The 21004-nt window shown below is 71.5% G+C and carries 15 protein-coding genes; 8 read left to right on the top strand and 7 right to left on the bottom strand.

Going from position 1 to position 21004, the window contains the following annotated elements; translation table 11 throughout:
- Positions 1-3 precede the first annotated feature (3 nt).
- A complete protein-coding gene (locus tag ACIBLA_RS03355) occupies positions 4-777 on the top strand; it encodes a hypothetical protein (RefSeq protein WP_363239731.1) in 774 nt (257 codons plus the stop codon).
- Positions 778-801: 24 nt separating this feature from the next.
- On the opposite strand, the gene ACIBLA_RS03350 is transcribed toward ACIBLA_RS03355, so the two are convergent.
- A complete protein-coding gene (locus ACIBLA_RS03350; RefSeq protein WP_363239730.1) occupies positions 802-2007 on the bottom strand; it encodes an acyltransferase in 1206 nt (401 codons plus the stop codon).
- A gap of 118 nt (positions 2008-2125) precedes the next feature.
- Positions 2126-2878, bottom strand: coding sequence for a GntR family transcriptional regulator (locus tag ACIBLA_RS03345; protein ID WP_363239729.1), 753 nt, complete (start codon positions 2876-2878; stop codon positions 2126-2128).
- Between the two features lie 154 nt (positions 2879-3032).
- Between ACIBLA_RS03345 and ACIBLA_RS03340 the strand changes: the two genes are divergently transcribed.
- Together ACIBLA_RS03340 and ACIBLA_RS03335 are read left to right on the top strand one after the other, a co-directional pair.
- The gene (locus tag ACIBLA_RS03340) at positions 3033-3884 is read left to right on the top strand and encodes a (2Fe-2S)-binding protein (protein ID WP_363239728.1); all 852 of its coding nucleotides are present in this window, start codon (positions 3033-3035) and stop codon (positions 3882-3884) included.
- A gap of 225 nt (positions 3885-4109) precedes the next feature.
- Entirely contained in the window at positions 4110-5189 is a 1080-nt protein-coding gene (locus tag ACIBLA_RS03335) for a DUF2637 domain-containing protein (protein WP_363239727.1), read from the top strand.
- A 150-nt stretch (positions 5190-5339) separates the two neighbouring features.
- On the opposite strand, the gene ACIBLA_RS03330 is transcribed toward ACIBLA_RS03335, so the two are convergent.
- Positions 5340-5756, bottom strand: a complete 417-nt coding sequence (locus ACIBLA_RS03330; RefSeq protein WP_363239726.1) for an ATP-binding protein — start codon at positions 5754-5756, stop codon at positions 5340-5342.
- A 222-nt stretch (positions 5757-5978) separates the two neighbouring features.
- On the opposite strand from ACIBLA_RS03330, the gene ACIBLA_RS03325 reads away from it, so the two are divergent.
- Positions 5979-9086 (top strand): alpha-mannosidase, encoded by a 3108-nt coding sequence (locus ACIBLA_RS03325; RefSeq protein ID WP_399197635.1) that lies wholly within the window; start codon positions 5979-5981, stop codon positions 9084-9086.
- Between the two features lie 21 nt (positions 9087-9107).
- On the opposite strand, the gene ACIBLA_RS03320 is transcribed toward ACIBLA_RS03325, so the two are convergent.
- Together ACIBLA_RS03320 and ACIBLA_RS03315 are read right to left on the bottom strand one after the other, a co-directional pair.
- Positions 9108-10856 carry a pyruvate dehydrogenase gene (locus tag ACIBLA_RS03320; RefSeq protein ID WP_363239724.1) on the bottom strand — a complete coding sequence of 583 codons (1749 nt, stop codon included), beginning with the start codon at positions 10854-10856 and terminating at the stop codon, positions 9108-9110.
- Positions 10857-10966: 110 nt separating this feature from the next.
- The gene (locus tag ACIBLA_RS03315; protein ID WP_399197634.1) at positions 10967-12532 is read right to left on the bottom strand and encodes a protein phosphatase 2C domain-containing protein; all 1566 of its coding nucleotides are present in this window, start codon (positions 12530-12532) and stop codon (positions 10967-10969) included.
- Positions 12533-12995: 463 nt separating this feature from the next.
- Here ACIBLA_RS03315 and ACIBLA_RS03310 point away from each other — a divergent pair, with 463 nt between their 5' ends.
- The 3 genes from ACIBLA_RS03310 (at position 12996) to ACIBLA_RS03300 (ending at position 17278) form a co-directional block, all read left to right on the top strand.
- The gene (locus ACIBLA_RS03310) at positions 12996-14015 is read left to right on the top strand and encodes a helix-turn-helix domain-containing protein (RefSeq protein ID WP_363239722.1); all 1020 of its coding nucleotides are present in this window, start codon (positions 12996-12998) and stop codon (positions 14013-14015) included.
- A 59-nt stretch (positions 14016-14074) separates the two neighbouring features.
- Entirely contained in the window at positions 14075-14557 is a 483-nt protein-coding gene (locus ACIBLA_RS03305) for a DUF456 domain-containing protein (RefSeq protein ID WP_363239721.1), read from the top strand.
- A gap of 366 nt (positions 14558-14923) precedes the next feature.
- The gene (locus ACIBLA_RS03300) at positions 14924-17278 is read left to right on the top strand and encodes a glycosyl hydrolase family 95 catalytic domain-containing protein (RefSeq protein ID WP_399197633.1); all 2355 of its coding nucleotides are present in this window, start codon (positions 14924-14926) and stop codon (positions 17276-17278) included.
- Between the two features lie 45 nt (positions 17279-17323).
- On the opposite strand, the gene ACIBLA_RS03295 is transcribed toward ACIBLA_RS03300, so the two are convergent.
- Positions 17324-18154, bottom strand: a complete 831-nt coding sequence (locus tag ACIBLA_RS03295) for a M23 family metallopeptidase (protein ID WP_399197632.1) — start codon at positions 18152-18154, stop codon at positions 17324-17326.
- 360 nt (positions 18155-18514) lie between these two features.
- On the opposite strand from ACIBLA_RS03295, the gene ACIBLA_RS03290 reads away from it, so the two are divergent.
- Complete coding sequence (locus tag ACIBLA_RS03290; protein ID WP_363239719.1) at positions 18515-19912, top strand: N-acetylmuramoyl-L-alanine amidase; 1398 nt, start codon at positions 18515-18517, stop codon at positions 19910-19912.
- Between the two features lie 33 nt (positions 19913-19945).
- On the opposite strand, the gene ACIBLA_RS03285 is transcribed toward ACIBLA_RS03290, so the two are convergent.
- Positions 19946-20947, bottom strand: coding sequence for a helix-turn-helix domain-containing protein (locus ACIBLA_RS03285; protein WP_363239718.1), 1002 nt, complete (start codon positions 20945-20947; stop codon positions 19946-19948).
- Between the last annotated feature and the right edge of the window lie 57 nt (positions 20948-21004).

The following is a 21004-nucleotide window of genomic DNA, read 5'->3' as shown; positions in this document are numbered from 1 at the left end:
AATGTGGCGGATACCGCCATGTCTGGTTCCGGATTCACTGCCGGGGACGATCCACTCCAGACCGCGGTATGGCGGTTGCGCTCGCGCGGGTGTTGGGCCGACGCCGCCGCCCTGCTCGCATCCCGTCCGGGAGCCGCGCCCGCGCTTCAGCGGGCGTCGTTGCTGGTGGAGCGGTGCCTGTTCACGGGTGAGGGCTGGCCCGAGGCCGAGGACGCGCTGCGGGTCGCCGAGGCCACCGCGCGGGAGGACGACGAACGCGGCGGCGCCGCCAGCGAGCGGGGTCATCTCGCGTACGCGGCCACGATCCTCGGTGTGCGGGACCGCGCGGACGAGGCGCGTGCCGCGCTCGGCAGGGCCGCCGCGCTGCTCGCGCCGACGGCGCCCGGCCGGCCGCTGCTCGACTTCCGCCGGGGGCTGATCGCCGAACATCTCTCGGACTCCCCGCAGTCGGCGCTCGCCGCCTACCGGCGCGCCCACGCGGGCGCGACCGCGCACGGTCAGACGTTGCTGCTCTCCTTCACCTGGCGTCATCTGGCCGGACTCGCCCTGCGCGACGGCGAGTTGGCGGAGGCTCGGCACGGCTTCGGCGAGTCGCTGCGGATCCGGGAGGAGCTGGGCTATCTGGTCGGTACGGCTCCGGCGCTCGCCGCGCTGGCCGACGCCGAACCGGAGCCGGAGGCGGCGCGGTTGCGCGCGGAGGCTGGACGGCTGTTCCGGCTGCTGGACGGCGTACCGACATGGCTGGCCGCGCAGCTCGCACCGCGCACCGCCGCCTGAGCGGCCGGCAGGAGGCCCTGGCCCCTACTGAGTCGAACCCGACGTCGCCGCGTGGGGACCGCCGGCCACGCCCGTGCGGTCCTCGTCGTCCGACGGCGCCGGCTTGCGCGCCTGCGGGCCCGCCTTCCGCAGCAGCCGTTCCAGCGGGTGCTCCACCCACTGGTACGCCATCCCCGCGACGGCCAGGCTGATCACGATCGCCAGCAGCCAGAACCCGGCGGTCGTGACCAGGGACTCGGTACGGCCGTAGCGGGCGAGCAGCGCGCGGATGACGATCTCATGCACCAGGTACCAGGCGAACGACCAGTGCCCCAGCCGTACCGCCCACGGCCCGCCGAGCCCGGTACGGCTGCCCCGCAGGTCCGCCTGCGCCGCCGCGCACACCAGCAGGGCGAAGATCGGCGCGGAGAGCAGCTGGGACGCGCTGTACGGGCTGTACCAGAGGCTGTCGGGAACGGCGTCGCGCCACGGGACGAGCGCCAGATGCCAGAGGGCGACCAGACCGATCGCCGCCGGCAGCCCGACCGGTGAGCGCCCGCCGCGCTTGATGGCGAGACCGGCGGCCACACCGATCACGAACTGGAGCATGCGCGTCGGCGGGAAGTAGTCGAGCAGCCAGACGCGGGTGGCACCGGTCTCGATCAGCGCGCTGGCGAACCACACCCCGACAAGCGCGACGGACATCGTCACCATGACCCAGCGACGGCCCCGGCCGGACCTCAGCAGCGGCAGCATCATCAGGAGCGGGAAGATCAGATAGAACCAGGCCTCGTCGCTCAGCGACCAGGCCGCCGGGTTGGCGCCCTTCTGGATGACCGTGTCGGGGAACCAGGCGTGCACCATCAGCAGCGTCGCGAGTACGGCCTTCGTGGACACCTCCTTGCCGATGGCGATCCAGACGGCGACCGACGCCGCCGAAGTCACCGCGAGGAGCGGCCAGATGCGGGCGAAGCGCCGCCACAGGAAGACCTTGGCGGACACCCGCTGGCCGTCGTAGGTCCAGGCGAGGACGAAGCCGGAGAGCACGAAGAAGAAGGTGACGCCGCTGCGCCCGTACCACGTGGCCTCGCTCAGGCCGGGGATCTCGCCGACCTGCCGGGACAGGTGGTAGAGCACCACGATCAACGCGGCCCAGAACCGCAGGCCGGTCAGGGACGGCAGCCGGTCCCGGCCCGCGAGTCCTGACCGGTCGGCAGTGGCGGTTGGCTGACGAACACTGCTGGCGCGCATGACGTCCTGTGGTGTGGGTGACCGGAAGATGAAGAGTGAGTGACGCTACCCGTACACGCGCGCGGTGCCAAAGCCGGGGATCGCTCCCGTGTCCCGCGGCGGGATGTCAGCCGGGGTGTCAGCCCGCGCCGCCCGTGAAGTGCTCCCGGACGAGCGACCGCACGACCGGCAGATCCGCGGCGATCAGCGCGTCCAGCAGGGCGGAGTGCTCGGCGGCGTCCGCGACGAGCGCGGCCCTGATCGTCCTCGGTGCGCCGGCGAGCGGCCACTGCGCGCGGCGGTGCAGATCGTCGGCGATCATGACCAGCTGCCGGTTGCCGGAGAGGCCGAGGAGCGCGCCGTGGAAGGCGCGGTCGTGGTCGGCGTAGGCGGCGAGATCGCCGGTCGCCGCGGCCGTGACGGTGGCCTCGGCGAGCGGGCGCAGTTCCGCCCAGCGCTCGGGGGCGACGGTACGGGCCAGCCCGAGCACCACCGGGACCTCGATCAGCCCGCGCACCTCGGCCAGCTCGGCGAGATCGCCGGCGGTGCGCTCGGTGACCCGGAAACCCCGGTTGGGCACGACCTCGACGGCGCCTTCGAGTACGAGCTGCTGCATGGCCTCGCGCACGGGGGTGGCCGACACCCCGAAACGCTCGCCGAGCGCGGGGCCGGAGTAGACCTCACCGGGCACCAGCTCACCGCTGACGAGGGCGGTGCGCAGCGCGTCGAGGATCTGGCCGCGTACGGAGTGGCGGTGGACCTTGCGGCGCGCGCCCTGCGGGTGCTCGCCGTGCCTGATCTCGCCGCGCGCCTGCTCGGGGACCCGCTTCGGCGCCGGCTCCTGGCGGGGTGAGGGCACGGTCGTCTCGTCGTGTGCCCTGTCCTGCTCCATCGCGCCTCCACCTCCCACCAGCTCGTATCCACCCCGGCTCGCGCGGGCCGGGCCTCCGGAGCACCATAGGCGGACAGGGTGACAGTTACACATCTGTCGTGTCGGGTAAGGTAAGCCTCACCTTCAATCGATCGCGATTCGGTGGTCCCCAGGAATGTCTGCGCGCGCTCTGCTGCCCGGCCGGTACGTCTCGCCGGTCGCCGATGCCTACCGGCGACTGACCGAGGTGTTCCCCTCACTGGGCATCGACGAGCTGACGGACAGTGAACGGCCGGGCACGGACGACGGCTGGGTCCGCGCGACCGACCTCGCGGCGGGCGGCCCCGCCGTCGACACGTTCCTCGCCTGGGACGAGGCGCAGGTGATCCGTGACTACGGCCGGCGGGCCCGGCCGGACGTCGTCGCCACCTTCGGGCTGCACCGCTATGCCTGGCCCGCCTGCCTGCTGATCACCGTGCCGTGGTTCGTGAGCCGCCGAGTACCGCGGGTGCCGGTGGAGAACGTGTCCTTCCAGCGGACGCGGGGCCGGATGGCCGTCCGCGTCGACGAGTTCGCCTGTCTGCCCGACGACCCGGCCGCCGCCCTGCCGGGCGCCAGGGTCGTACCGGACGAGGAGGCGCTGCGCGCGGAGGTGCGGTCGGCCGTGGCCGAGCATCTCGGCCCGGTGCTCGCCGCGTTCGGGCCCCGCATGCGGCGCCGTAACCACGCGCTGTGGGGCATGGCGACGGACGAGATCGTCGAAGGGCTCTGGTACGTCGCGCATCTGCTGGGTGAGGAGGGGCGTGCGATGGCGGAGTTGGAGCTGCTGCTGCCGGGCACGACGAAGCCGTACGTCGGTACGGCGGGCTTCCGCGAACTGCGCGGCCCCGGCGGCGAATCGCTGCCGACCAGGGACCGGGCGAGCTGCTGTCTCTTCTACACGCTGCGCCCCGAGGACACCTGCGTGACCTGCCCCCGTACGTGCGACTCCGACCGGGTCCGGCGGTTGACCGCCGCCGGCAACTGACGCCTCTGCGGGGTTCGTTGAACCATGCCACCGTCCGGGTGGCATGACGGCGGGTCATATTAGAACCCAACTCGGCCCCCTCGCCGGTGCGTTCGAGCGGACCCCTCCAATGCGCGTATCCTTGCGCCTCGTTGGCGTTCTCTTGTCCCGAAACCCTCCTGCGCGCAGCCGTGGTTCGGCCAATATGGCGCCCGAGACGCCCCACTGCGATGCAAGGGACACCGCATGCGACTGACCGAATCACCGCTCAACTGGCTGCTTCCGGGCGGCGTGATGCTCATCGGCGTCCTGGTGGCGGTGGCATTGATCGTGCGCGGCAAGAACGCCGGCGCCAAGACCGCGACCGAGGACTCCTGGGAGCGCAGCGAGGAGCGCCGCAGAAGAAAAGAAGCGATTTACGGCAGCGCCTCCTATCTGCTGCTGTTCTGCTGTGCCGCGGTGGCCGCCGCGCTCTCCTTCCACGGGCTTGTCGGCTTCGGCCGGCAGAACCTCAGCCTCTCCGGCGGCTGGGAGTATCTCGTCCCGTTCGGCCTCGACGGGGCGGCGATGTTCTGCTCCGTGCTGGCCGTGCGTGAGGCCAGCCACGGCGACGCCGCACTCGGCTCCCGGCTGCTGGTGTGGACGTTCGCCGGTGCCGCCGCCTGGTTCAACTGGGTCCACGCACCGCGCGGTCTGGAGCACGCGGGAGCGCCCCAGTTCTTCGCCGGCATGTCGCTCTCGGCCGCCGTGCTGTTCGACCGGGCGCTGAAGCAGACCCGCAGGGCCGCGCTGCGCGAACAGGGCCTGGTGCCCCGTCCGTTGCCGCAGATCCGGATCGTCCGCTGGCTGCGGGCGCCCCGTGAGACGTTCGCCGCCTGGTCGCTGATGCTGCTCGAAGGCGTACGCACGCTGGACGAGGCGGTCGACGAGGTGCGCGACGACCGCAGGCAGAAGGAACAGAAGAGGCACCAGCGGCGCGAGCAGGAGAAGTTGGGCCGGGCGAGGATCAAGGCGCTCAACCGTCAGCACCGGGCCTGGGGGCGCGGCCGTGGCCGCCAGGTGGAGCTGCCGGCAGCGGCGGCCGTACCGGCCGTGGGCGCCGGAACGGGCTCACCGCCCGCCGTCGGGGCCGCCTCTCCGGAGCCCGTCATAGCCGGGCTCTACGAAACGGACCCGTCGCCCGTACGGTCCCAGCCTTCCCTCCAGCCGGTGAAAGGGTACGAGGCACGCACCGTTGACCTGACCGCCGAGGACGACACCCAGGCACTGCCCAGGCTGGACTCGCTGGAGCGCAAACTCAGGCATCTGGAGCAGCAGTTCGGCTGAGGGCCCGTGCCGAGCGAGAAGCGACACCGCAGGTGAGTGCACGACCGGCGTGACGGGAGACCGTCGCGCCGGTCCGTCGTCTGTGGCGGCGTCAGGGCCCGTGCTGCTGCGGGCATCCGAGGCTGCGTCAGCGACGGGGAGCGGCAGACCTCAGGCCGTCTCGCCGTTCAGCTCGAACCACACCATCTTGCCCAGCCCCTGCGACCGCACCCCCCAGGAGTCGGCAAGGCCCTCGACCAGGACCAGCCCCCTCCCGTGTGTCCCGTCGTCGTCGGTCGGCTCGTTCGGCGTCGGCGGCGCTCCCTCGAAGTCCCGTACTTCCACCCGGAGTCGGGAGTCGGCGACGGTGGCCTTGACGACGGCTCCGTGCTCGGTGTGCACCAGCGCGTTGGTCACCAGCTCGCTCATGAGCAGCTCCGCCACTTCCGCCGATTCACGTGCCCGCCAGTGGCTCAGCAACTCGCGCAGCGCGTGCCTCACCTCGGGCACCGCCGTGAGATCGGCGCTCTCGACTCTGCGGAGCAACTGCTTGCGCAGCAGTCGCGCCTGCTCCCCCGTGCCTCTCATGTCCCCCATCTCCCCCATGCCACTCTTGTCCGTACGAGCTTCCTCTCTTGAACGCTCTCCCCGAGATGCATGCCCCACTGGCCACCGGCCACGCATGACGATCCGGGACGGCGTGACGGCGAGTGCCCGGTGCTCCTCGTGGGAAGTGAGGGGTTGCGAGATCGGCCGGACACCTGGAGTCTGCCGTTCCGAAAGGCCGAGCCGTAGACCTGAGGAGCCTTGATGCACGACGACCGCACCTTGGTGGAGGGCCGACTGGAGCGCGCCCTGCGCCAGTTCATCCGCCCCGCCCAGTACGCGGCGAGGACGCCGCTCGCCCTTTCGGTCTGGGAGGTGCCGGGCGAGCCGGTGCCCGTGGGGCAGGCTCTGCAGAGCACGTACACGCCGTTCGAGACCGGCACGCCCTGGGGCCCGCCGTGGTCCACCAGTTGGTTCCGGCTGGAGGGAGTTGTCCCCGACGAGTACGCCGGGCGGCGCGTGGAGGTCGTGATCGATCCCGGCTTCACCGGTGAGGGACCGGGGTTCCAGGCCGAGGGGATGGTGTACGACGCGGCCGGTGTGCCCATCAAGGGAGTACATCCGCGCAACCGGCACATTCCGGTCGGCTCCCCCGCCGCGGGCGGCGAGTCGGTGCATCTACTTCTCGAAGCGGCGGCGAACCCGTCGATGCCGGGCGACTTCATGCCGTCAACGCTCGGGGACGTGACGACGGCCGGTGACCAGCCGCTCTACACCTTCGCCGCCGCCGACATCGCCGTGCTGGACGAGAACGTGTGGCATCTGGTGCTCGACATCGAGGTGTTGTCGGAGCTGATGACGGAGCTGCCCGTCGACCGCTCGCGGCGGCACGAGATCCTGCGCGCCCTGGAGTCCATGCTGGACGCGCTGGATCTGCACGATGTGGCGGGTACGGCGGTGGCGGCCCGCGCCGAGCTGGCCGGGGTGCTGGCGAGTCCCGCCGCGCCCAGCGCCCACCGCGTCTCGGCGGCCGGGCACGCGCACATCGACTCGGCGTGGCTGTGGCCGCTGCGCGAGACCGTGCGGAAGGCGTCGCGGACGTTCGCCAATGTCACCGCGCTCGCCGGTGAGTATCCGGAGCTGGTCTTCGCCTGTTCGCAGGCCCAGCAGTACGCGTGGGTCAAGGAGCACCAGCCGCTCATCTGGGAGCGCATCAAGAAGGCTGTGGCGGACGGCAATTGGTCGCCGGTGGGCTCGATGTGGGTGGAGTCGGACGCCAACATGCCGGGCGGCGAGGCGCTGGCACGGCAGCTCGTACACGGGACGCGCTTCTTCCGGGAGGAGTTGGGCGTCGAGACGGAGGAGATCTGGCTGCCGGACTCCTTCGGCTACACGGCGGCCTTCCCCCAACTGGCCAAACTGGCGGGCGTGAAGTGGTTCCTCACACAGAAGCTCTCGTGGAACCAGTCCAACAAGATGCCGCACCACACCTTCTGGTGGGAGGGCATCGACGGCACCCGCGTCTTCACGCACTTCCCGCCGGTCGACACCTACAACGCGCAGTTCCACGCCTCCGAACTGGCCCACGCCGAGCGGAACTTCGCCGACAAGGGCCGGGCGTCGCGCTCGCTGGTCCCGTTCGGCTGGGGTGACGGCGGCGGCGGTCCCACCCGCGAGATGCTGGAGAAGGCACGCCGGCTCAAGTCCCTGGAGGGCTCGCCGCGCGTGGAGATCGAGAAGCCCGCCGCGTTCTTCGCCGCCGCCGAGGAGGAGTACGGCGCGAAGGCCCCGGTCTGGTCGGGCGAGCTGTATCTGGAGCTGCACCGGGCGACGTACACGACGCAGGCGAAGACCAAGCAGGGCAACCGCCGCAGTGAACACCTGCTGCGGGAGGCGGAGTTGTGGGCGACGGCCGCCGCGCTGCGGACGCCGTCGTACGCGTATCCGTACGAGGAGCTGGACCGGCTGTGGAAGACGGTGCTGCTGCACCAGTTCCACGACATCCTGCCGGGCTCGTCCATCGCGTGGGTGCACCGGGAGGCCAGGGACACCTACGCGGCGGTGCGCGAGGAGCTGACGGAGATCACGGCGGCGGCCGTCGCGGCGCTCGGCGGCGGCGGTGCGGCGGTGCTCAACACCTCGCCGTACGAGCGGATGGAGGTCGTCGAGGCCGACACGGCCGACATCTCCGAGGGCAGTGCGGTGCAGGCGCTGAACAGCCACGGCCGCTCGGCGGTCGCCGTGCGCGTGCCCGCGCTGGGCGCCACCACGCTCACCGCCGCCGAGACGGCGGCCGGCACCACGGACGTGACGACGCGCGCCGAGGGCTCGGGCGTGATCACCCTCGACAACGGGCTGCTGCGGGTCACCGTCGACCGGGACGGTCTGCTCACCTCCGTGACGGACCTGACGGCGGGCCGTGAGGTGCTGGCGCCGGGCAGCCGGGGCAATCTGCTCCAGCTGCACCCGGACCACCCCAACCACTGGGACGCCTGGGACATCGACCGGCACTACCGCAACCGGCACACCGACCTCACGAAGGCGGAGTCCGTGCAGCTCGTCGAGCAGGGACCGCTGCGGGCGACGGTCCGGGTGGTCCGTACGTTCGGCTCGTCGTGGATCGTCCAGGAGATCCGGCTCGCGGCCGGCAGCCGCCGCGTGGACGTCGTCACGGAGGTCGACTGGCAGGAGTCGGAGAAGGTACTCAAGGCCGCGTTCCCGCTGGACGTGCACGCCGAACGGTCCACCGCCGAGATCCAGTTCGGTCATGTGCACCGCGCCACGCACACCAACACCAGTTGGGACGCGGCCCGGTTCGAGATCTGCGCGCACCGCTGGCTGCGGGTCGCCGAGCCCGGGTACGGGGTCGCGGTGGTCAACGACTCCACGTACGGCCACGACGTGACCCGCACCGCGCACGACGAGGGTCTTGGTACGACCGTACGGCTGACGCTGCTGCGGGCGCCGCACAGCCCGGACCCGGAGACGGACCTGGGCACGCACCGGTTCAGCTACGCGCTGGCGCCGGGCGCCGAGGTGACCGACGCGGTCCGGGAGGGTCTGGCGCTCAATCTGCCGCTGCGGGTCGCTGCCGCTCCCTCGTCGGCGCCGCTGGTCTCCGTCGACCACCCGGCGGTCACGGTGGAGTCGGTGAAGCTCGCCGAGGACCGGAGCGGTGATGTGGTCGTACGGCTCTACGAGTCGGCCGGGAACCGCGCGGCGGCCACGCTGCGGACCGGCTTCCCGGTCGTACAGGCCCAGGTGACGGACCTGTTGGAGCGTCCGCTGCACGAGGCCGAGACGGGGGCGGACGGTCTGCGGGTGGAGCTGCGGCCGTTCCAGATCCTGACGCTGCGGTTCACGCCCGCGTAGGAGCCCACCGGGCGGGAGGGGTCAGGGCCGGGGCAGGTTGCGCAGGTTGGAGCGCGCCATCTGCACCATGCGGCCCACCCCTCCGTCCAGCACGATCTTCCCGGCGGAGAGCGCGAAGCCCTGCACCATCTCGGCGCTGATCTTCGGCGGCATGGACAGGGCGTTCGGGTCGGTGACGACGTCGACCAGAGCTGGGCCCTTGTGTTTGAAGGCGTCCTTGAGCGCGCCCGTGAGCTGTCGGGGCTTCTCCACCCGGACTCCGAACGCCCCGGCGGCGCGGGCGACGGCGGCGAAGTCGGGGTTGCGGTTCGTGGTGCCGTACGCCGGCAGCCCGGCCACCATCATCTCCAACTCGACCATGCCGAGTGACGAGTTGTTGAACAGCACGATCTTCACCGGCAGTTCGTACTGGACGAGGGTGAGGAAGTCCCCCATCAGCATGGCGAAGCCGCCGTCGCCGGACATCGAGACGACCTGTCGACCGCGGTCGACGAACTGCGCGCCGATGGCCTGCGGCATGGCGTTGGCCATCGAGCCGTGGCTGAAGGAACCGATCACGCGGCGGCGGCCGTTGGGCGACAGATAGCGGGCGGCCCAGACATTGCACATACCGGTGTCGACGGTGAACACGGCGTCGTCGTCGGCCACTTCGTCCAGCACCGACGCGACATACTCGGGGTGGATCGGGACATGCTTGTCCACCTTGCGGGTGTAGGCCTTGACGACGCCTTCGAGCGCGTCGGCGTGCTTCTTGAGCATCCTGTCCAGGAAGCGGCGGTCGTTCTTCATCCGTACGCGGGGCGTCAGACAGCGCAGCGTCTCGCGTACGTCGCCCCAGACCGCGAGATCCAACTGCGAGCGTCGGCCGAGGTGTTCGGGCCGGACGTCGATCTGGACGATCTTGACGTCGGTGCCGTCGGGCAGGAAGGCGTTGTACGGGAAGTCCGTGCCGAGAAGGATGAGCAGGTCGCACTCGTGCGTGGCCTCGTACGCGGCGCCGTAACCGAGCAGTCCGCTCATACCGACGTCGAACTTGTTGTCGTACTGGATCCACTCCTTGCCGCGCAGGGCGTGGCCGATCGGGGACTTGATCCGCTCGGCGAACTCCATGACCTCGGCGTGCGCCCCGGCCGTGCCGCTGCCGCAGAAGAGGGTGACGCGGTCCGCGTCGTCGATCATGGAGACCAGCTTGTCGATCTCCAGGTCGCCGGGCCGCACCGACGGCCGGGAGGTGACGATGGCGTGCTCGATCGCCCTCGTCGGGGCCGGCTGGGAGGCGATGTCGCCGGGCAGGGTCACCACGCTGACGCCGCCCCGGCCGACCGCGTGCTGGATGGCCGTCTGGACCAGCCGGGGCATCTGCTGCGGGCTGGAGATCATCTCGTTGTAGTGACTGCACTCCTCGAACAGCCGCTCGGGGTGCGTCTCCTGGAAGTAGCCGAGGCCGATCTCGGCCGTCGGGATGTGCGAGGCCAGCGCCAGGACCGGGGCCATGGAGCGGTGCGCGTCGTACAGGCCGTTGATCAGATGCAGATTGCCGGGGCCGCAGGAGCCGGCGCAGGCGGCCAGCTTGCCGGTGACCTGCGCCTCGGCGCCCGCCGCGAAGGCCGCCGCCTCCTCGTGTCTGACCTGGACCCAGTCGATGGCCGCGTTGCGCCGGATGGCGTCCACGACGGGATTGAGGCTGTCGCCGACGACTCCGTACAGCCGCCGCACACCCGCGCGGGCGAGGATGCCGACGAACTGCTCCGCCACGTTCTGCCTGGCCATGGAAGCGCGCCCTTCTGCTGTCCGGGGCCGGGGCCTGTCCGGTGGCCGACTGGCCTCCGGCCCGGTGCCCCCTCCGGTACCCGCTGTCCATCAACCCACGCTCCGCGCCGTTACGCCTCCCAGACCCCCACGGCCGTACGGTCGTCGGCGTACCCCTTCGCCCGCAGCCCGACGTCCGTCAGGAACGCGGCGAGCCCTGGCGGCCCGCCGGACGCCCAGCGTGCGGCCAGTTCGCCGCCCACGGCGGGCACACCGCGCAGCGGCTCGGCGAGGCCGACGCTGGTCAGCAGGAGTGTGTCGCCCGGACGGGCCACCGAGGCGCGGAAGCGGAACGGCTCCGGCGGAGGCGGCACGGGAGTCTCCACGAGCGGGCCGGGAGGCTTGGTGATCTCCAGGTCCATCGTGAGGCGGTCGCCCTCGGGGGTCTGTTCGGCGGCGCCGACCGGTGCGGAGCCGAAGCCGACGACCGGTGCGCCCCTCATCGCGGAGGGCTCGGGGACCAGCGGCTCCAGGTCCTGCCAGGCGCCGTCCCTGAGCCGGAAGAGCCCGCCGCCGCCGACGCCGAAGAAGACCCGGGTCCGGCAGTCGGGGTCGGCGGAGAGCAGCAGGCAGCGCAGGCTCGCGGTGTAGTCCTCCGGCTCGCGTCCCAACTCGGCCGCGCGGGCACGCAGTTTGCCGTACGTACGGTCGGTGAGCCGGTGCAGTCCGGACTTCAGGTCGCCCCGGCGGCCGGCTCTTATGTCCTCGGAGAGCCGGCTGTGGCTGCGGCCGACGGCGCCCCCGATCCACCGGCAGGCGTCGGCGGCGGACAGGTGCGCGCCCTCGGTGGCGCGGGCGCCGGTGGCCACGGCGACCAGGACGAGGGCGCTGGGGCCCGCGCCGAAGCGGGCGGTGAGCAGGGCGTCTCTGCGCGGCTCGCCGCGGTAGCGCGCCGAGTCGCCGCGTATGGAGGCGGCGCGGAGCGTGTACGTGCCGTACTGGGCGCCGTCGAGGACGGTGTCGGCGACGAGCCGGTCGAGCCCTTCGGCCTCGGTGGCGGGCAGCGCGGTGGGCTCGGCGTCGTAGGTGGGCGGGCTGTCCCCGACGTAGCCGAGGCGCGCGGCGGATGGGGGCGACGGCGGGGGCGGGGAAGGCGCTGGGGTCGGGGGCGGGGGCTCGTAGGTGGCGGCGCGCGGGTCGTGGGGCGGGGGCGGCGGGTCGACGGCGCCCGGCAGCGGTCTGGCGTCGCCGGGGTCGAACGTCGCGGGCGGCGGCTCCCAGGGCGCCCGTGGCCGGGGCGTGCGGGGGGTGTCGGCCACCGGGGGCGGGGGTGTCCGTACGGGCTCGGGAGCGGGGGCGGGCTCGGGCGGCGGGATCACGGACTGGTGGCCGCCGTGCGGCTCCCACCAGGCCAGTGGCCGCGAGACGCCACCGCCGCCGGCGACTCCGACGTCCTCGTCCTCGTCACCCGCGTCGTCTTCGTCATCGTCGTCGGTCACGTCGATCGCGTCGACGGCGCGCCCGTAATCCCGAGGCGACGGCACGTCGTCCCCGCCGAGGGTGTCCGTCGCCGAGTCGAAACGGTCGTCGATCGTGTCGTCCGGCGTCCGGGCCGGACCTGTGTCGGGCGCGGACTCGTCGTACAGCCGGCCCCACCAGTCGTCGGTGGTGGCGGGCCGGTCCCCCTGCTGGCTCATGCTCCTATTGTCGACCGCACGGGCCGTCAGAAAACGGGACAGCACGAAAAACAAGAGGCATGGCGGGATGACGTCGCGGCCACGCTGCCCGAGTCCGCCGGGCGACCCCACCCCCCACGGGAAGGACGCCCGGCGGACGTTCGGATGGTCGGAGCGCAGCGGGTGCGCCGACCAGGATTCGGGGCCGGGAACCGGCCGTACGTCGACCGTACGCCGATTCGAATCGTAGTGACTCGTCGGGGTTCGACAGGAACGTCCCGGTAGTCAGTTTATCCGGCATAAGGAGCCGGACTCACACTCGTGACGCCGGGGGCATATCCCTGGGGCCTGTTGGTCCGGCAATGTCGTCACATTGGCAGAGTGCCGCGTGGTACGGGGATGATGTGCGCGGCGGGTTTACGCCGTGGCCGGTATCCGCCACGGCCCGCCGGTTTCGTAAGGGCGTCCGGGGAGGGGTGCAGGGGTGCTGGGAGCGATAGGTCTCGACGAGAGACAGGAGTCGGCGTATCGCGCGCTGGTGGCGCTCGGCGCCGCCGAGGCCGCCGATCTGGCGCATCGGCTCGCGATACCCGAGCAGGACACCGAGCGCGCGCTGCGCAGGCTGGAGCAGCAGGGACTGGCCGCGCAGTCGTCGGCCAGGACCGGACGGTGGGTCGCCGCACCGCCCGCCGTGGCGCTGGGCGCGCTGCTCACCCAGCAGCGGCACGAGCTGGAGCGGGCCGAGCTGGCGGCCGTACTGCTGGCCGAGGAGTACCGCGCCGAGTCGGCGGGTCCCGCCGTGCACGATCTGGTCGAGGTGGTGACGGGCGCGAGCGCGGTGGCGCACCGTTTCCACCAGCTCCAGCTCGGCGCTGCCGAGGAGATCCGCGCGCTGGTCACCGGCAGGCCGGTGGTGGTGACGGGGGTGGACAACGAGTCCGAGGAGCGGGTGGTGACGCGCGGCGTCCGCTACCGCGTGGTGATCGAACGCGAGGTGCTGTCGCTGCCCGACGGGATCACCGAGCTGTCGGCGGCTCTCGGCCGTGACGAACAGGTACGGGTGGTGGACCACGTACCGACGAAGCTGGTGATCGCCGATCGCGCCCTGGCGATGGTGCCGTTGACCGCGGGCGAAGCGGAGCCCGCGGCCCTGGTCGTACACGCCAGTGGGCTGCTGGAGTCGCTGTCGGGACTCTTCGAGGCGGTCTGGCGCGACGCGCTGCCCCTGCGGCTGGCGCCGGGCGGGAACGGGGCCGGCCGGGACGGGTCGGCGGTGGCCGAGGACACGGCCGACGGGCCGGACGAGACCGATCTGGAGGTGCTTTCGCTGCTCCTCGCGGGGATGACGGACGCGAGCGTCGCCAAGCAGCTGGACCTGGGGCTGCGGACCGTGCAGCGCCGGGTGAAGGGCCTGATGGAGCTGGCGGGTGTGACGACCCGGCTCCAGCTGGGGTGGCACGCGTACGAGAGGGGCTGGGTGGCACGCAGCGACCCGCGGCGGTAGGTCCCGCCCCGTCCCCCGTCCCACGTGCCGCTTCGACCGGGATCCTGCACTCTTGGCAGATGGACGTGGGGCAGCTCGTGCTGGTGGGTCTGGTCATCCTGCTGGGCGTCATCGGTGTGCTGATTCCGGGCGTGCCGGGACCCGCCATCGTCTGGGCCGCCGTGGTCTGGTGGGCGCTGAGCGACGCCTCGGGCACGGCCTGGGCTGTACTGATCGGCTCCACGGCGTTGCTGCTGCTCAGCCAGGCGCTCAGACCTCTGCTGCCGTCCCGGCGAACCCGCGTCACCGGCATCCGGCGGCGCACCCTGGCGGCCGGCGGGCTGGTGGGGATCGTGGGGTTCTTCGTGCTGCCGGTGGTGGGCGCGGTGGTGGGTTTCGTCGGGGGGATCTATGTGGTGGAGCGCGTACGGCTGGGCAGCCACCGCGACGGCTGGGCGTCGACGCGCGCGGTGATGCGGTCGGCGGGCTATCCGCTGCTGGTGGAGCTGTTCTGCTGCCTGCTGGTGGCGGGCGCGTGGCTGGGCGCGACGATCTGGGGCTGAACGCGGGGGCGCGTGCGCGAGTACGGCGTCATGGCGGGCGTGGGGCTGTCGACGCGGATCGTCCGTGACCTCGGGGAACAGAGGGCGGGCCGCCCAGGCCCTGTGCGGCGGTGATCTTCGTGGATCAGTCCGGGTGCCTGGCACGGCACCTCGCCGCGTTGGCGGCGTTGTCGAAGCGCACGCGCCGTCCGCGATCGCGCCGGTGGCGTCGGAATGTCGTCGCGGACCGGCCGCTGCCGGAATGGACCGACTACACATCGGATCTCTCCCGCCGTATTGACGCGCCTCAGCCTCACCTCTACCTTCCGTCCAGAGATAGCTCGGATGAATCAGCACAGTCAGAGCCGTCAACTGCCGGGAGGCGCCATGGCAACGACCCCGTCCCGAAGAGACGTTCTCGCCGGCGGCACGGCGATCGGCGGCGCTCTCGTCGCCGGGGGCATCGCCGCCGTCCCCGCGCAGGCCGCGGGACCGCCTCGTACGGCATCACCGGCCGCCGCCGTCGAGCCGCACGCGGCGGAGGACAGCTGGCGCCAGGTCCTCGACGCCGCCGATCCCGTCTGGCTGACGATGCCCAAGACCTGGTTCGAGGGACCGTTCGTCGGCAACGGCTTCCTCGGCTCCGGCATCTACGCCGAGCCGGGCGAGAACGCGGTCCGTTTCACTGTGCAGCACTCCGAAGTGCAGGACCACCGGCCCGAGTTCGGTTCGCTCTTCGGTCTCGCGCGGCTGCCCATCGGGCACTTCACCCTGGAGCCCGTCGGCACCATCACCGGTGTCGACTGGCGACTGCGGCTCCGGGACGCCGAGTTGACGGGCACGCTCACCACCGACAAGGGCACGCTGCGGCTGCGCGCGTTCGTCCACACCTCGACGTCCGTCATGGCGGTCGAGGTCACCCCGAGCCGGGGCGAGCGCGGCTTCCGCTGGGTCTTCCACCCGGCCGAGTCGATCAGCCCGCGCGCCGCGCACAAGCCCATCCCCCAGGGCTACGAGGCCAATCCCCCCGCCGTGACCGAGGAGCACGGCGACGCGCTCGGCCAACTGACCGCCGCCGTCCAGCCGTTGCTCGCCGGCGGCCAGTACGTCACCGCCTGGCGCGAGCGCGAGCGGCACGGCAGCCGCACGCTGTACGTGTCGGTGGCCCACTCCCACCCGCGAGACACGGCCCGCGACCAGGCGCTGCGTACGGTGCGGGCCGCCGCGCTCGCGCCGTACGACCTTCTCGTCGTGCCGCACCGCGTGCGATGGCAGAGCTTCTACCGCAAGAGCTTTCTCTCCCTGCCCGACGCACGTCTCCAGAGCTTCTACTGGATCCAGCTCTACAAGATCGCCTCGGCCGCCCGCAAGGACGCCCCGGTGATGGCGACTTGCGGGCCGTGGCTGGAGAGCACGCCCTGGCCTGCCACCTGGTGGAATCTCAACGTGCAGCTGGAGTACTGGCTGATCCACGGCTCCAACCATCTCGAACTCGACGCCGTCACCCGCGCGTTGAGCGAATTCCGGGACCAGCTCACGGCGGAGGTGCCGACGCCGTACCGCATCGATTCGGCCGCCGTCCCCCGTACCACCGACGCCCGCCTGGTCAACGGCGGCCCCACACCGCCCGACCAGGGGTTCGGCGTCGGCATCCCCGGCCAGGACCCGCCGACGCCGGAGGTCGGCAATCTCACCTGGGCGCTGCACAACGTGTGGCTCAGCTACCGCCACACGATGGACGAGTCGATCCTGCGCGACGTCCTGTTCCCGCTGCTGCGCAGGGCCGTCAACTACTATCTGCACTTCCTCGACACCGGTCCGGACGGCAGGCTGCATCTGCCGGCGACGTCGTCGCCCGAGTACGGGGTGAACTCACCCGACTGCAACTACGACCTGATGCTGCTGCGCTGGGGCTGCCGGACGCTGCTCGAATCCGCCGAACTGCTGGGCGTGCAGGACCCGTTGGCGCCGCGCTGGCAGGAGGTCCTGGCCAGGCTCGTGGCGTATCCGACGGACGAGAACGGCTTCATGATCGGAGCGCGGGTGCCGTTCGCCAAGTCGCACCGGCACTACTCGCATCTGCTGGCGGTCTATCCGCTGTACGAGATCACCGGGCGCACCCCCGAGGAGCGCGCGCTGATCGAGACGTCGCTCGCGCACTGGATCAGCTTCGAGGGCGCGCTCCAGGGCTACACGTTCACCGGTGCGGCCTCGATGTCGGCTCTGCTCGGCAAGGGCGACGACGCGCTCGGGCATCTCGGCGAGCTGATGACCCGTTTCATCCAGCCCAACACGATGTACAAGGAGTCGGGTCCGGTCATCGAGACCCCGCTGTCGGCCGCCCAGTCGGTGCACGACATGGTCTGCCAGTCGTGGGGCGGGGTGGTGCGGGTCTTCCCGGCGGTGCCCGCCGCGTGGCGTGAGCTGGTGGTGCACGACTTCCGTACGCAGGGCGCGTTCCTGCTCAGCGCGGTCCGCGAGGAGGGGCGGACGCGGTGGGTCAGGATCACCAGCGAGGCGGGCGCGCCGTGCCTGGTACGGCACGGCATCGAGGGCCCGGTCGACGTGCGCGACCGGCGGGGCAGGCCGCTGGACCACGAGGAGGTGGCCGACGGGGCGCTGCGGATCCGGCTGGGCAAGGGGGAGGCCGCGCTGATCACCGCGGCCGGTGACCGGCCGGCACTCCATGTCCGGCCGGTCGAACCGAACGCTCCGGCGGCCCGGTGGGGTCTGCCCACCTGAGCCGCCGGTCGTGCGAAGGCGTGTGCTGATCCGCAGGTGTGCCCGTCAGCAGATGGGCACACCGGGCAGTTGGGCCGCGGGATGGTCGATGTAGATGTTCGACATGAAGCCGCCCTGGTCGCGGAGCTTGCTCCACCAGTTGTTGGTGTACCCCTCGGCGTTCACGGTGTCGCCCTGCTTCTGGCAGAGCACGTGGACGTTGGTGGGTCCGGCCAGCCGGGTGATGATGGCGGCGTCGAGGCGGGCGTCGGCGCGGACGCTGACTCCGGTGCCCCAGGTCATGAAGGAGGTGCCGCCTCCGCCGCCGCAGCCGTTGTCACTGGTGAGGTAGTGCTGGTTGTAGCTGCCGGGGTAGGGGAGGCCGCCGCCGTTGATGACGATGTTCTGCCCGACACCGTTGAGCAGCTGCTCGTAGTGCAGATGGGGGCCGGAGGAGTTGCCGCTGGAGCCGGTGGTGCCGATCTGCTGGCCCTGGTTGACGAACTGTCCGCTGGCCACCGAGTAGGAGCCGAGGTGGAAGTAGTACGTCTTCCAGCCGCCACCGTGGTCGATGGAGATGTAGTTGCCGGCGCCGCTCGGCTGGCTGTGCCGCGTCGCGGTGCCGGCGGCCGACGCCAGGGCGGGGGTGCCGTTGGTGGTGCCGCCGTCGGCGCGTACGAAGTCCAGCGCGCGGCGGACCTCGGCGGAGTGGTGGCTGTAGGTCCACCGCTGGCCGCAGGGGTACGGGGCCTTGAAGTTGGGCCCCGCGGCTGCGGCGGCCGTGTCGGAGGCGCCCGCTTCGGCCGTTTCGGCTGCTCCGGCGGGTACCGTCAGCATCCCGACGAGCACGAGGAGCGCACCGGCGAATGTGGTCGATAGGCGTCTGAGACGGGTCACGAATGCTCCCGGATGTGGGGAAGGCAGCCGATCGGGCGGCGAGCCGCGACCGCTGCGAGACCCGGCAAAAGTAGCGAGGCGCGCGCCCTCTCACAACGACCGGGCAGCGCCTTTCGTCGGAGATGAAATGTCTTGCCCCTGACAAGTCTGCACACCACCATGGCGTCGGACGCCGTCCGTGCGGCAGAGTGCGTCATGCCTTGCCCCATGCACCTCGTACAACTTCACAAGTCACCTGAAGTCACTTGAATCCCAAAGGAGTTGACGGCTCCCAACCGAGCCGGCAGCCCCTCGCCCCGCCTTGCCCCCACTGTGCGCCTCGGCCCGACGCCCGCGCACCACAGAGCGGAGAGAAGATCGATGACCTTGATGACAGGCTGGAAACGCGGCCGGGCCGCGCTCCTCGGCACGGTGGTCGCCGCGTCGCTGGCCTTCACCGGCCAGCCGGCGAGCGCCGCACCGTACCCCGGTGGCGGCGGCGCCGCTGACGCCGGATCCGGCGCCATGAACACGGCGTTCGCGAAGGCCGCCGCAGAGTTCGACGTACCGCGTGATCTGCTCGTCGCCGTCGGGTACGGCGAGACGCACCTCGACGGCCACGGCGGCAGACCGAGTCAGGCGAACGGCTACGGTGTGATGCACCTGGTCAGCCAGCCGAAGCACCAGACGCTGGAGCGGGCCGCGAAGCTCACCGGCGCGTCGGTCGCGAAGCTCAAGAAGGACACGGCGGCCAACATCCGCGGCGCCGCCGCCGTCCTGCGCGCCACCGCCGACGAGCAGGGCCTGGACGCCACCGACCGCGACTCGCTCGCGCAGTGGTACCCGGTCGCCGCCGAGTACGGCGCCGCGACGAACGACCGGACGGCGCGGCTGTACGCGGACACCGCGTACGACCTGCTCAACAAGGGTCTACGCGCGCAGGCCGCCGGCAACGAGCAGATCCTCGTCAAGGGCCGCAAGGTGACGCCGGACCGCGGCAAGTACGCGAGGGTCGCCTCCGACCTCGGCGTGCTGAGTGACGACTACGGGCCGGCGCTCTGGGTCCCGGCGAGCACGTCGAACTACCAGACCGGCCGTACGGAGGCGATCAACAAGGTCGTCGTGCATGTCACCCAGGGGTCGTACGCCGGCTCCATCAGCTGGTTCCAGAACCCGTCCTCGCAGGTCAGCGCCCACTATGTGATCCGGTCCTCGGACGGACAGGTCACCCAGATGGTCCGCGACGCCAACACCGCCTGGCACGCGCGCTCGGCCAACGCCAGCTCCATCGGCATCGAGCACGAGGGCTTCGTCGCCGACCCGTCCTGGTTCACCGACTCGATGTACCGCTCGTCGGCCGCGCTGACGCGCCACCTCACCGCGAAGTACGGCATCCCGCGCACCCGCGCGAGCATCGTCGGCCACAGCGAGGTGCCGGGCAACGACCACACCGACCCCGGTGCGAACTGGAACTGGACCTACTACATGTCGCTGGTCAACGGCGGCACGGGTGACCCGGGCCCCGGCCCCGGCACCTCGTTCCCGACGTGGGGCACCGGCGTGAGCATCCGTAAGGACGCCACGACCACCTCCGCACAGGTCGCCAGCCTGGCCGGACCGACGACGGTCAAGGTCCAGTGCCAGAAGCGCGGGCAGCTGGTCAACTACCAGGGGTACAGCAACGACGCCTGGTCCTATCTGCCGGACTACGGCGGCTACATCTCGAACATCTTCATCGATGTCGCGGACGCCTGGCTGCCGGGCGTGCCCAACTGCTGAGTACCCAGGCCTAGTTGATGATGCATCACCGCCTCAGGGGGCGGGGCCGTCGAGCAGGGCCTTCCCCAGCTGGGTGCGGTGGTGCATCATCCGGTTTCCGTGCCGGTGCGAGGTGAGAAGGCCCGCCTCGCGCAGTACGGAGGCGTGCCGGCTCGCCGTCGAGGGAGCCATCCGCAGCGCCCCCGCCAGACCCGTCGTCGTCATCGGCCGGTCGAGCAGTTCAAGCAGCCGGGCGCGCGAAGTGCCGATCAGCTGGGCGACCGGCGGCGTCGCCTCACCCTGCCGGTGGCGCAGCAGCCAGCCGGGCGCCGGGGACAGCGGGTGGACCAGCACCGGGGGAAGCTCGTCGTCGACCAGGGCCAGCGGCGTACCGACACAGAAGAAGCCCGGCACCAGCGTCAACGTCTGCCCGGACAGCTGGAGTTCGCGGCTGACCGGGTACGGCGTGCGCAGGATGCCCTCCTCGCAGCGCCAGCCGGGCATCTCCTCGTAACTGGCCAGCAGCCCCTCCGCTCCCCCGGTCAGGGCCGCCTCCGCACGGCGCGACCGGTCGGCCGCGGCCTGGGCCCGGATGGCGGGCAGATACGGCACCACGGCGACCGCGTAGTAGCGCCGCAGCGTCGACCCGAGCCAGCGCAGCGCCTCCGCATCACCCTCGGCCAGCCGCCGTACGGTGGCCGGGACCGGCCCGCGTCTGCGCGCGTAGAGTCGCGCGAGATCGGCGACCAGGCGCCGACGGGGAGTGGACAGCAGCTGGTCCACCCCGATGTCGAGGTCCAGCTCGCCCCGGCCGGGGGTGAGGAAGTCGGGGAAGTACTCGGCGGAGGGGCAGAGCAGCATCAACTCCCGTACGGCCGATGCGAGTCCGGCACGTTCCAGGGCGGTGCGGACCTCGCGTCGCCAGGGCGCGAAGGCCGGTGGGACGTGTTGGTTCTGGAGCAGATGCAGGCTGAGAGCGGCCTCCCACAGAGCGTCGGCTCCGTCCGCCACGCGCAGCCTGTTCAGCTCCCGTCCACGGAGATCGACTCGCAGCACCTTGGACTCCCCCGGAAAGCCTGTGCGTTCAGAAGTCTGTGCGTTCAGGCCCGGATT

The organism is Streptomyces sp. NPDC050433 (assembly GCF_044458565.1).
Lineage (GTDB): Bacteria > Actinomycetota > Actinomycetes > Streptomycetales > Streptomycetaceae > Streptomyces.
This window is presented reverse-complemented; position numbering and strand designations above follow the sequence as displayed.